Source organism: Pseudomonas sp. B16(2017), from assembly GCF_002113205.1.
In the GTDB taxonomy this organism is placed as follows: Bacteria; Pseudomonadota; Gammaproteobacteria; order Pseudomonadales; family Pseudomonadaceae; genus Aquipseudomonas; species Aquipseudomonas pharyngis.
Genome location: NZ_NEKA01000013.1, coordinates 176,627 through 187,791, shown reverse-complemented (window position 1 = coordinate 187,791; position 11,165 = coordinate 176,627). Strand labels below are relative to the sequence as shown.

Annotated in this window: 10 protein-coding genes; 2 read left to right on the top strand and 8 right to left on the bottom strand. The window is 60.7% G+C overall.

The genetic code is table 11. From position 1 onward, the window contains the following. The first annotated feature begins 961 nt into the window (after positions 1-961). Positions 962-1,321, top strand: a complete 360-nt coding sequence (locus CAG25_RS21820; RefSeq protein ID WP_085612895.1) for a DUF6124 family protein — start codon at positions 962-964, stop codon at positions 1,319-1,321. A gap of 572 nt (positions 1,322-1,893) precedes the next feature. Here CAG25_RS21820 and CAG25_RS21815 read toward each other — a convergent pair. The 3 genes from CAG25_RS21815 to inhA form a co-directional block, all read right to left on the bottom strand. Beyond that, on the bottom strand, positions 1,894-3,459 hold the full coding sequence (locus CAG25_RS21815; RefSeq protein WP_064594745.1) for a PAS domain-containing methyl-accepting chemotaxis protein: 1,566 nt from the start codon (positions 3,457-3,459) through the stop codon (positions 1,894-1,896). A 102-nt stretch (positions 3,460-3,561) separates the two neighbouring features. Beyond that, positions 3,562-4,353, bottom strand: a complete 792-nt coding sequence (locus CAG25_RS21810) for a CPBP family intramembrane glutamic endopeptidase (protein ID WP_085612893.1) — start codon at positions 4,351-4,353, stop codon at positions 3,562-3,564. A gap of 166 nt (positions 4,354-4,519) precedes the next feature. Further along, positions 4,520-5,206, bottom strand: a complete 687-nt coding sequence (gene inhA, locus CAG25_RS21805) for an isonitrile hydratase (protein ID WP_085612892.1) — start codon at positions 5,204-5,206, stop codon at positions 4,520-4,522. Between the two features lie 87 nt (positions 5,207-5,293). Between inhA and CAG25_RS21800 the strand changes: the two genes are divergently transcribed. Beyond that, entirely contained in the window at positions 5,294-6,277 is a 984-nt protein-coding gene (locus CAG25_RS21800; RefSeq protein ID WP_085612890.1) for a GlxA family transcriptional regulator, read from the top strand. Here the strand turns inward: CAG25_RS21800 and CAG25_RS21795 are convergent. From CAG25_RS21795 to CAG25_RS21775, 5 genes are all read right to left on the bottom strand, one after another. Next, positions 6,246-7,145 carry an alpha/beta fold hydrolase gene (locus tag CAG25_RS21795; protein WP_085612889.1) on the bottom strand — a complete coding sequence of 300 codons (900 nt, stop codon included), beginning with the start codon at positions 7,143-7,145 and terminating at the stop codon, positions 6,246-6,248. The genes CAG25_RS21800 and CAG25_RS21795 overlap by 32 nt on opposite strands. A gap of 12 nt (positions 7,146-7,157) precedes the next feature. Then, positions 7,158-7,790 carry a BRCT domain-containing protein gene (locus CAG25_RS21790; protein ID WP_085612886.1) on the bottom strand — a complete coding sequence of 211 codons (633 nt, stop codon included), beginning with the start codon at positions 7,788-7,790 and terminating at the stop codon, positions 7,158-7,160. A gap of 11 nt (positions 7,791-7,801) precedes the next feature. Continuing rightward, positions 7,802-8,191 (bottom strand): hypothetical protein, encoded by a 390-nt coding sequence (locus CAG25_RS21785; protein WP_085612884.1) that lies wholly within the window; start codon positions 8,189-8,191, stop codon positions 7,802-7,804. 308 nt (positions 8,192-8,499) lie between these two features. Beyond that, the gene (locus CAG25_RS21780) at positions 8,500-10,329 is read right to left on the bottom strand and encodes a glycoside hydrolase family 15 protein (RefSeq protein ID WP_085612883.1); all 1,830 of its coding nucleotides are present in this window, start codon (positions 10,327-10,329) and stop codon (positions 8,500-8,502) included. After that, complete coding sequence (locus tag CAG25_RS21775) at positions 10,322-11,122, bottom strand: glucose 1-dehydrogenase (protein WP_085612881.1); 801 nt, start codon at positions 11,120-11,122, stop codon at positions 10,322-10,324. Before CAG25_RS21775 ends, CAG25_RS21780 begins: the two co-directional genes overlap by 8 nt. Positions 11,123-11,165: the final 43 nt, after the last annotated feature.

The following is an 11,165-nucleotide window of genomic DNA, read 5'->3' as shown; positions in this document are numbered from 1 at the left end:
CTTTATGAGGATGCCAGGAAAGCTAATCCGAGCCGTTGGAGCACTCGGACACGCAACTGGAAACTAGCTGATGCGGTGTATTTAAACCCAGAGCGCCCTAACTTTAAGGGCTCAACTGGCTAACAACGATTGGAACAAGGCGACAGGTGCCTTGACACGCACCGAACGCCCCAAAAGTAACCAAAAGGTCTCTAACCCTGACGTACGGCCCCTCGCTAAGGCTCGGGGTTCCTTCGCTCCGGGATTCATCCGGGGGGCATCGCCTACGGTTTGCTTCGCTGCACCTCCTCTCGATGTGTTTGGCTTCGCCAAACGGTCGCTGCGCTCCCACCCCCGGATAAATCCCTCCACTCAGCCTTCCGACGTCGCCCGAAGATCAGAAGCGGTACTCGAGCTAACGCTCATCGTTTTGAGTGGTGAGAAGCGGATACGAACTGCTTTCGTTTTCTGTGGGAGCCAGCCTGCTGGCGATGGCAGTTTCCTGCAGACTGCATGCGATCCCTGTGGGAGCGAGCTTGGTCCGGGCGGCGATCCGACGAAAGCGGTCTGCCAGAGCACAGCAAAGGAACAGTCAAACATCCGGCTTTTTGGCGCATAAACGTAATTCTGCAAGCGCGTTTAAAGTACACGAACCGTTACGCCATGAGGGCTACGACTCCTTGCGTCGTTGCCTACGCGTACGCCAGAATCCGCCGGCTTACGCAGCTTGGAGAGAGCTATATCGTTTCCCTGTCACTCAAAAGTGACTGGGTTTGGTAGCCCGATTCGAGTTGTGGTTATTGCGACACCTTCAATGCTGTCTCTTTTCTGAGGTGCAGCTTTGTATGGTGGGCATGCGTGGGGCTCATTCGTGAGCGCCGGGTTTCCCAATTCGACCGGTCTACCAACCCGCGCATGGCCGCCACCCGCCGTTTGGTAGCGAGGGTGATGGCTCCCATTTTTTCGAATTGGAGTTTTATCCATGTTCAAAGCCACACCAAATCCACCAGTAACCGATCCAACCTCCAACGACCCCGAGCTCGAGTCCAAAAAGACAAAAGAAGCCGCCGATCGCGCACTCGACTATTACCTCGGCCCCGAAATCCCGAAGTACTTCCCGCCCAAGTCCCGCCCCATCTACATGGTCGATCCCACACTCGATGACGAAACACTGCTCGTCGAAGCCAGCGAGTCATTGTCGTCAGCCAACGCCATGGCCGGGAATATCGCCAACTCGGTAAAAGGCCCGGAACGCAAACCGCTGCTGGCGCTGCAACAGCTGATCATGTTGAACGAGTTGCTGGTGAATCGACTGCTGGACAAGCTGCGTTTGCCGCAGTAACCGCCAACTCTGACGTCGTACGTTTTAGCGGGTAATAAAAAGCCCGGACGCCTTCTCGCTCCGGGCTTTCAAAATCACGGGATTGATCCTCCTCAACAATCGGGAGGCAGCCTGCCAGAGATCACAAATTTATCGAACGCCTTCTGCCCATCACGCGCCGCTCGCTGCACATCAAGGAATGTCAGTTCACCCCGGACTTCCTTTCTCACAGGTTTGTCGGTCGTCAGCATCGGAGTCTGCGTAGGAGGTTTTTTCATGCTGGCTAGCCCGTGTGAATAGGTTTGAACGACAAAGTAGAGCCGGGCTTCAACGCGTGCCAGTCAGTTGGGTCTGATTCAGTTGTAGGCACTGTCCGCGCTTTTTGAATGAGATTTTCGCCGGCAGACTGGGCCTCTTCGCGGGCAAGCCCGCTCCCACAATGATGGTGGTGTTGCGAAATTTTGTGGCCAATGCGAAACCCTGTGGGAGTGGGCTTGCCCACGAAGAGGGCGGTGCTGGCTACGTCCATTTCAGACAGGCAATAAAAAACCCGGAAGCTCTCGCTATCCGGGTTTTTCGTATCACCCATCCAATCAGCGGTTAAACCGCTCCACCAACGAGTATTGCGTGTTGGCAGTCTTGGTCAGCTCTTCACTCAACAACGCCGAGTTATGCGCCTGTTCCGAGGTCTGGTCCGCCAGTTCCGAGATGTTGCTGATGTTGCGGCTGATTTCTTCAGCCACGGCACTTTGCTCTTCGGTCGCGGCGGCGATCTGGGTGGTCATGTCGGTGATGTTGGCCACTGCTTCGCTGATGCCGACCAAGGCCTGGTCTGCTTCCAGTACCCGCGCAACACCTTCTTCCGCCTGGCGATGGCCGGCTTCCATGGTTTGTACGGCGCTGGACGCAGTCTGTTGCAACTTGGCGATCAGGGCGTGGATCTGGCCGGTGGATTCGCTGGTGCGTTGCGCCAGTTGGCGGACTTCGTCGGCGACCACGGCAAAACCACGGCCCATTTCACCGGCACGCGCGGCTTCAATCGCGGCGTTGAGTGCGAGCAGGTTGGTCTGGTCGGCGATGCCTTTGATCACGTCGACCACGCCGCCGATTTCGTCGCTGTCCTTGGCCAGTTGGGTGACGGTCAGGCCGGTTTCACCGACCACGACCGACAGGCGCTGGATGGCTTCGCGGGTTTCGCCGGCGATGTCGCGGCCGCGACCGGTCAGGCGGTTGGCTTCCTGGGTGGCGTCGGCGGTGCGCTGGACGTGGCTCGCCACTTCTTGCGTGGTGGCGGCCATCTGGTTGACGGCGGTGGCGACCTGTTCGGTTTCCACGCGCTGACGTTCCAGACCGCTGGAGCTGTTGTGCGCCAGGGCGTCGGACTGTTTGGCCTGATCGGTCAGGTGCTCGGCGGTGTCCTGCAGACGGGTCAGGCAGGTTTTCAGGCGCGCTTCCTGGCTGAGGATCGACATTTCCAGACGCGCTTGGGCGCCACGGCTGTCGGTGTACATCTGTGCGATCAACGGGTCGGAGGTGGTCTGCTCGGCCAGACGCAGCAGGCGCTTGAGCCCGCGCTGTTGCCATTGCAGGCCCAGCAGGCCCAGCGGCACCGACAGACCGGCGGCGAGGGCGAAGCCCCACTGCGAGTTCAGGGTGGCGCCGATCATGAAGCTCAGCTGGCTGACCAGAATGAACGGCAGCCAGTCCTGCACAATCGGCAGCCATTTGTCGCTCGAAGGAATCGCCGACTTGCCCTGGTTGATGCGTTGGTAGAGCGCTTCGGCACGGCGGATCTGTTCGGCGGTGGGTTTGACCCGCACCGACTCGTAACCGACCACCTGATTGCCATCGAACACCGGCGTTACATAGGCGTTCACCCAGTAATGATCACCGGTCTTGCAGCGATTCTTGACAATGCCCATCCATGGCAAGCCTTGTTTCAGTGTGCCCCACATGTGCGAAAACACCGCCGCCGGCACGTCGGGGTGACGAACCAGGTTGTGCGGCGCACGGATCAGTTCCTCACGCGAGAACCCGCTGATTTCGACGAAAGCGTCGTTGCAGTAGGTGATCACGCCTTTGGCGTCGGTTGTGGAAATCAACCGTTGCTGAGCCGGGAAAGTCCGTTCGCGTTGTGTAATGGGCTGGTTGTTACGCATGGTTTTTCAATCCGCAAGGCTTTGAAAGGTTGTCGGCGGTATCGGTCATTTATTGAAATTTTTTTTCATTTATATGTACGGCGTCGCAAAACCGACCTTGCTTCAACCCGCGAGCATCGGATAGGTGAACAGGCCGAAATGCAGCAGGTTCAGACCAAAATGTGTGGCGATAGCCGCACCGAGCCCGCCAAAACGGTAGGCCAGACCATAGCCGACACCCGCCAGGCTCGCCAGCAACACCCAGTGCCAGCCGGCGCCCACATGCACCAGGCCGAACAGCAGGGACGCCAGCAGCAGCGCGAGGTTTTCGCCGTAGGGCAGGTGTTGGAAACGCCGGCTCAGGCCGCCCTGGATATAACCGCGAAACAGAGCCTCTTCGACCAGCGTCACCAGCAGCAGATTGTTCAGCACCCAAAGCCACGCCTGATCCGGCCATTTCGGTGCCCAGGTGATCATGCCCAGCAATACCGCACCGCCCAGCGCCAGAATCACGCTCAACGTCAGTGCCAGCGCTGTCACATACACCGTCAAGCGCAACGAGCGCCGCGCGACGATCCACGGGCAGACCAGCAGCAGCCAGAAACCAATCAGCGGTTTGTCGAGATTCAGGTACATCGAGAACGGCACAGCGTTGTCGGTGAAGCGCTGGGGCTCGATGGCCCGGCCGTTGTAGAAGCCCGGCAGCCAGTGCAGGGCCAGCGCCAGGGCCAGCACGATAAACAGGCCATGGCCGAGATAACGCCCGACCGGCACGGTTTGCTGGCGCACGGCGTAACCGGCGAAAACCAGCAGTGCAATGGAGATCAGCGCCAGCCAGCCGAGCTGGCCGAAACTCGACGCCAATCCGTAACCAAGGCTGAGAAGCCCGAGATAGAGCCATGGCAGAGCGGTCATGGAAAGTCCTTGTGCACGATTTGTGGACAGGCTTTCTACACGGGTGGGGGCTACGGGACAAGTGAAGGTGTGACGGGATGTGGGGACAACGCGTGAATCCGAATTCATACACAAACCCAATGTGGGAGCAAGCCCGCTCCCACAGGGTTTTGTTTTTGGCTGGAGATCAGCGCAGATTGAGCTTCGCCGCGGCGCGCTCGGTGATTTCCCGGCGCAGTTTCAGCGACGGTGCTGCACGGTTGCGCGCCTCATCGACAACCGCACTCGGCGCCGTGTCCGGGCTGCCCGAATCAAACGGCGGCGCCGGCGCATATTCCAGCTGCAACTGCACCAGTTGCGCCGTATCGACACCGACCAGCTCTTGCGCCAGGGTCAGGGCAAAATCGATCCCCGCGGTGATGCCGCCCCCGGTAAACAGATTGCCGTCGCGCACCACCCGATCCTTCACCGGGATTGCGCCCAGTGTCGGCAGCAGATCGTGATAAGCCCAGTGCGTGGTCGCCCGTTTGCCCTGCAACAGGCCCGCCGCCCCGAGCACCAGCGAACCCGTACACACCGACGTCACGTACCGCGCCTGCGCCGCTTGCGCCTTGATAAAGGCCAGCGTCTGCTCATCCTCCATCAACGGCCCGACGCCTGCGCCGCCGGGTACGCAGATTACGTCCAGAGCCGGGCAATCCTCGAAGGTGGTGGTCGGTTTCAGCACCAGCCCGGTGCTGGCGGTGACCGGCACCAGATCCTTCCAGACCAGATGCACCTGCACGTCCGGCAACGAGGCCAGCACATCGTACGGGCCGGTCAGGTCGAGTTGCTGCACCTGGGGAAACAACAGAAAACCGATCTGCAACGCCATGATTCTTCTCCGTGAAAAGGGTGGACGGCTTCACTGTAGGCGCGTAGGTTTTGGCGCATACGCCAATCAGCCCACGAATTACGCCAAATGCCGAAAACCATCCACGTCCTCGCGTTCGCCAATGTGCAATTGCTCGATGTCACCGGGCCGTTGCAGGTCTTCGCCTCGGCTAACGATATCGCCCGTCAGCAGGGTTTGCCTGCGCCATATGCGCCAACGGTGATTGCCAGCGGTGGCGGGGCGGTCAACTCTTCCGCCGGGTTGGCGATGCTGGCCGAGCCGCTGCCGAAACTGCCCAGCGATACGCTGATCATTGCCGGCGGCTGGGGCGTTTACACCGCTGCCGAAGACGCCGAGTTGGTGAGTTGGGTGCGTGAATACGCCAACGGCTGCCGGCGCGTGGCTTCGGTCTGCACCGGCGCCTTTCTTCTGGCGGCCAGCGGCTGGCTCGACGGTCGCCAGGTCGTCACCCACTGGACCCGCTGCGAACAACTGGCGCAGCAACACCCGCAATTACAGGTCGAACCGAATCCGATCTTCATCAATGACGGCCCGGTCTGGACCTCGGCGGGCGTCACCGCCGGCATCGACCTGGCGCTGGCCATGGTCGAAGACGACCTCGGTCGCGACATGGCTCTGGACGTTGCCCGGCAACTGGTAGTCTTTCTCAAGCGCCCGGGCGGGCAGTCGCAATTCAGCGTGACGCTGTCGCTGCAAAAACAGGGCAACCGCTTCGATGATCTGCACGCGTGGATCGCCGAACATCTGACCTGCGACTTGGGCATCCCGACCCTCGCCGAACAGGCCGGCATGAGCGAACGCAGCTTCGTGCGCCACTACCGCGCCGACACCGGCCAGACCCCGGCCCGAGCCATCGAACTGATCCGCGTCGAAACCGCCCGTCGTTTGTTGAGCGATACCGGGTTGCCGATCAAACGGGTCGCGGCCAATTGTGGATTTGGCAGTGAAGAGACTTTAAGACGCAGTTTTCTGCGGGCCATGGGTGTGACGCCGCAGGCGTATCGGGAGCGGTTTTCGGTCAGTGCTGCAGCAGATCCAGTAATGCCTTGAGCGTTTCGCCCGGCGCTTCCTCGGGAATGTTATGCCCGACACCCGCCAGCACCCGCCGCTCATAAGGCCCGGTGAAGTGGTGCGCATCTTCATCGTCCGCCGGCGCCGGGCCGACGCCATCATCCGCACCGCACAGCGAAATCGTCGGCACGCTGATCTCCGGTTGTTTTTCCAACGCCTGCTCCATCCACTCCAGCGCCGGATCGCCCGGCGCATACATGAAGCGATGGCGATAAGAGTGAATCACCACCTCGACAAAATCCGGGTTGTCGAACGCCGCTGCGCTCAGCGGAAAACGCTCGGCGTTCCGCGCCCAGGTCGGTGACCACAATTGCCACAGCAACTCGCACAGCGCCCGGCGATTCTGCGTCAGCCCTTCAACGCCACGGGGCGTGTGGAAGTAATACTGATACCAGAAGCGATGCTCGGTCTCGGGATCAAGCGGCCGGACCGAATTCGGAATGTCTTGCAGGTTGTAGCCGTCGCCCGTCACCAAACCGCGCACCCGCTCGGGATACAACGCCGCCACAATGCACGCCGCCCGACCGCCCCAGTCGTAACCGCACAGCGTCGCTTGCTCGATCCCCAGCGCATCCATCAACTTCAGCAGATCCTGAGCCAGCGCCGCTTGCTGGCCGGAACGCGGCGTGTCCGGGCTGTTGAAACGGGTCGGGCCGTAGCCGCGCAGGTACGGCACGATCACCCGGTAGCCCTTGGCAGCGAGGGGCGGGGCGATTTCGTCGTAGGCGCGGGGGGAGTAGGGGAAGCCGTGGAGGAGGATGACCGGCGTGCCGTTTTCCGGGCCGTGATGCTCATAAGCGATGGTCAGGCTTTCAGTCTTGCAAAACTGCATCACGGCTTGGGTCATCTCTCTCTCCCGTTATCCGAATAACACCTTCTGCCAATGGTCTTCGCTGATGATGGCAATCGGCACGCCGCTGTCGCGAAGCTCAACTGCTTTCTTGATCTTGGTGCCATAGCTGCTGTGAAGCCATTGATCATTACCGATGCTGCCTACCACCAGATAATGAATCTTTTTGCTGACAGAACCACCGATCAATCCACCTCGCTCGACAATCAACGCCTCACAGTCCTTGCGGGGGCCGTAGGCCATGACACCGGTGAAGAGAAAGACACGATCAGCACAGCTCAATGCCGGAGCAGGGTTGTCCAGAGGCAGAGAGGTTGAGGCAACGAAGGGTTGCTGTGCGCCGACTGGAAGACCTGCGAACTGGTGAAGCATTTCCAGCAACTCGACCGACTCTTCTGCATCAAGAACGCCGTCACTCAGCATGTCGGCGAGACGCTTATAAAGGATGTTGACGACCGGATCATTCAGATGGATCAAGTGCGATTCGATCCAGTTCTTGAGAAATTCGGCTTCCTGCTGATTGATCTTGCCGTCTGCTGCAAGCCCGACGGCGATTCCAGTCAGCGCGTCGACGGAGCGACGGTCGATTCGGGCTTGATGAAAGAAACTGCTGTTCTGAAACTCCTGATGCAGATCGACCATTGCGCTTCTCCTTAAGCTTCGGCTTCCGCCACCTGATTGAGATACTTGCTGCGATCCGGCGTAAACGTCACCACCATTTTCGTCCGCGAGCAGGTCATGACCCGCTCGGCACTCAGATCAATATCCAGATCTTCCCCACGCAATCCCTGCCATTGGGCGAGGTATTTCAGTGATCCGTACTTTTCATTCTTCTTCAGGCTGCGGCTCACGCCACCTTTCCAGCCCAGCACCGGTAATTCATCGGCGCTGCAGCGTTGAGCGAGGTCGGGGAAGCGGGTGGCGCGCTGGCGGCCGATTTCCCAGCATTTGATCAGGCCTTTGTCGGCGGCTTCCCACAGTTCGTCGCGCTTCAGGCCGGTGCGCAGTGGGGTATCGATCTGGCGGTGGATGCGTTGGCTCATTCTGGTTCCTTGAATCGGGTTTTTATTGGACAGCTCCGCTGTGCCCGTTGCGGTGGATGGTAGGGGGGGATGTAACAGCTGGCAACAAGGTATTTCGGGGTGTAAGTGCGAGTTGCGGGCCAAGCGTTACACGGGGTTGGCAGGTTGTTGTAGGTCGTGCCATCAACAAGTTGTATCGAAAGGAATCGATTGTGTGGGCAAGCCCTTGTAGTGAAAGGCTCAGGGGTGTTTGCCGTTCGTAGGTGGCCATCCTACAAACGGCGGTTGGAGTGGAGATCTTTCTTACAGGCTCTATCGAAAAAGGACGACTACGGCTGCCAGTAATTCTTCTCCCCACTCAACTTGCGATCGAGAAAACTCGCCGCGCTGATCAGCGCCAGATGCGTCAACGCCTGAGGCGTGTTGCCCAGATGCCGGCCGCGGTTGTCGAATTCCTCGGCGTACAACCCCAGCGGATTGGCGTAGCGCAGCAGTTGCTCGAATTCCAGGTGGGCCTTTTCCACTTGCCCGGCGCGGGCCAGGCATTCCACGTACCAGAACGAGCACGCGGCGAAGGCGCCTTCAGTGCCGGACAAACCGTCGATGCCGGCATCGTCGTTGCGGTAGCGGTAAACCATGCCGTCGCGCACCAGATGTTTCTCGATGGCTTCCAGCGTCGCCAGCCATTTCGGATCCTTGGCGCTGACGAAGCGCACCAACGGCATCAGCAACATCGAGCCATCCAGTGCGGTGCCGCCCTGGTATTGCACGAAATGTCCGCGCTCTTCGTTCCAGAAGTTGTCCCAGATGTCGGCATGGATCGCCTGACGGGTCTGGTCCCAGCGGGCGAACGGCGCCGGCAGCGAGCGTTTTGAGGCCAGGCGGATCGCCCGGTCCAGCGCCACCCAGCACATCAGTCGCGAGTGCAGGAAGTGATGTTGCTCACCGCGCATTTCCCAGATGCCCACATCCTTGGTCTGCCAGGTCTCACAGACCTGATCGACCACTTCCGTCACGTGTTGCCAGCCTTCGTGAGAAATCGCGTCGCCGTACTTGTTGACCAGATAAACGGCGTCCATCAGTTCGCCAAAGATATCCAGTTGAATCTGGTCGTACGCGCCATTGCCGATGCGCACCGGTTTCGCGCCGCCGTGTCCGGCCAAATGCGTGAGTTCGGTTTCCGGCAGTTCCTGGCGGCCGTCGATGGCGTAGAGGATGTTCAGCTTCATCGATGACTGGCCGCAGCAGTCGCTGACCCGCCCGCGAAGCCAGCGCATGTAGGCGTTGGCTTCGTCGACAAACCCCAGGCGCATGAAGGCGTAAACAGTGAACGAGGCGTCGCGGATCCAGGTGTAGCGATAGTCCCAGTTGCGTTCGCCGCCGGGTGTTTCCGGCAGGCCGAAAGTGGCGGCAGCGAGGATTGCGCCGTGCTGGCGCGAGGTCAGCAGCTTCAGGGCCAGGGCCGAGCGATTGACCATTTCCCGCCAGCGACCGCGATAGTTGGACTGGCCGATCCAGTCGCGCCAGAACTTCAGCGTGCGTTCGATGCACAGCTGCGCGGCGCCTTCGGCAAAGCGCGGATCGTCGCTGGCGCCGAGCATGAACGCCGCCGTCTGATCCTGCTTGAGGGTGAATTGCGCAGCCGCCGCATTGTTATCGACGTTCAGGGCTTGATCCGAGGCCAGCCGCAGTGTCGGCTGCCCGCTGGCGCTGAACAGCACATCCTGTTTATCGATGACGGCGCGGGTCTCAGCGCGGGCGTAGTCATGCCGCACCGCGCAGCGCAGGTGAAACGTCGCCTGCCCGCTGACCACCCGCACCCGGCGCATCAACAGCGGCAGGGCATCGTCGTTGTCGCCGATGGGCAGCAGATCGGTGATTTCCACCACGGCGTGGTCGCTGAGCCAACGGGTTTGCAGGACATTGGTGTCCGGCAGGTAGATCTGCTCGCGCCGGGCATCGGGCAGGTCCGGGGCGAGCTGGAAAATCCCCGCGTCGGGCGTGTCCAGCAGCGAGCAGAAGATCGACGGGCTGTCGAACTCCGGCCAGCAGAAGAAATCCACGCTGCCCTTGTCATTGACCAGCGCGGCGCTGCGCAGGTCGCCAATGATGCCGTGGGCGTCGATGGGGCTTTGTCGTTCGGATTGATGCTCAGCCATTACCACGGAACTCCGGATAGAGGCTCATGCCGCCGTCGATGAACAGGGTGGTGCCGACGATGTAGTCGGAGGCATCGGAGGCGAGAAACACCACCGCGTTGGCCACGTCCTCGACATCGCCGATGCGTCCGTAGGGGATGAGTTTGAGCAGGTCCTGCTCGGCGTCGCCTTCGGTGGCGTCTTTATTGATGGCCGTGCGAATCGCCCCCGGCGCGATGCCGTTGATGCGGATGCGCTGGTGGCTGACTTCCTGGGCCAGGGTCTGCATCAACTGATCGACGCCGCCCTTGGACGCTGCGTAATTGACGTGCCCGGCCCAGGGAATGCGCTGGTGCACCGAACTCATGTGGATGATCTTGCCGGCAGCCCGGGAGACGCCTTCGCGCACGCCCTGGCGATTGAAGATCCGCAGTGCGGCGCGGGCGCAGAGGAACTGGCCGGTGAGATTGACGCCGATCACCGCGTTCCAGTCGGCCAGCGACAGATCCACCGCCGCCGCGTCTTTTTGCAGGCCGGAGTTGGCCACCAGAATGTCCAGTGTGCCAAAGGCGTCGAGGGTCTGCTGGAACAGCCGCTCAACGTCTTCCTCCTTCGAAACGTCGGCGCCAATGGCGATGGCCTGGCCACCGTCGGCGACGATCTGCCGGGCCAGCGCTTCGGCGGGCTCGGCCTGACGGTTGTAGTTGATGACCACGGCAGCACCGGCGTCGGCCAGGGCTTTGGCGGCACCGTGGCCGATGCCGGAACTGGCGCCGGTGACAAGAGCCACTTGGCGGGCGAGGGAAATCTGCATGCAGGGTCGCGCCTTGGGTTGAGGGCTTACTTAGCTGACTGAT

Coding starts and splice junctions, on each gene's coding strand:
- CAG25_RS21810 (WP_085612893.1), bottom strand. CDS start 4,353: ATGACCGCTCTGCCATGGCTCTATCTCGGGCTTCTCAGCCTTGGTTAC.
- CAG25_RS21785 (WP_085612884.1), bottom strand. CDS start 8,191: ATGAGCCAACGCATCCACCGCCAGATCGATACCCCACTGCGCACCGGC.
- CAG25_RS21820 (WP_085612895.1), top strand. CDS start 962: ATGTTCAAAGCCACACCAAATCCACCAGTAACCGATCCAACCTCCAAC.
- CAG25_RS21815 (WP_064594745.1), bottom strand. CDS start 3,459: ATGCGTAACAACCAGCCCATTACACAACGCGAACGGACTTTCCCGGCT.
- CAG25_RS21800 (WP_085612890.1), top strand. CDS start 5,294: ATGCCGAAAACCATCCACGTCCTCGCGTTCGCCAATGTGCAATTGCTC.
- CAG25_RS21795 (WP_085612889.1), bottom strand. CDS start 7,145: ATGACCCAAGCCGTGATGCAGTTTTGCAAGACTGAAAGCCTGACCATC.
- CAG25_RS21780 (WP_085612883.1), bottom strand. CDS start 10,329: ATGGCTGAGCATCAATCCGAACGACAAAGCCCCATCGACGCCCACGGC.
- CAG25_RS21790 (WP_085612886.1), bottom strand. CDS start 7,790: ATGGTCGATCTGCATCAGGAGTTTCAGAACAGCAGTTTCTTTCATCAA.
- inhA (WP_085612892.1), bottom strand. CDS start 5,206: ATGGCGTTGCAGATCGGTTTTCTGTTGTTTCCCCAGGTGCAGCAACTC.
- CAG25_RS21775 (WP_085612881.1), bottom strand. CDS start 11,122: ATGCAGATTTCCCTCGCCCGCCAAGTGGCTCTTGTCACCGGCGCCAGT.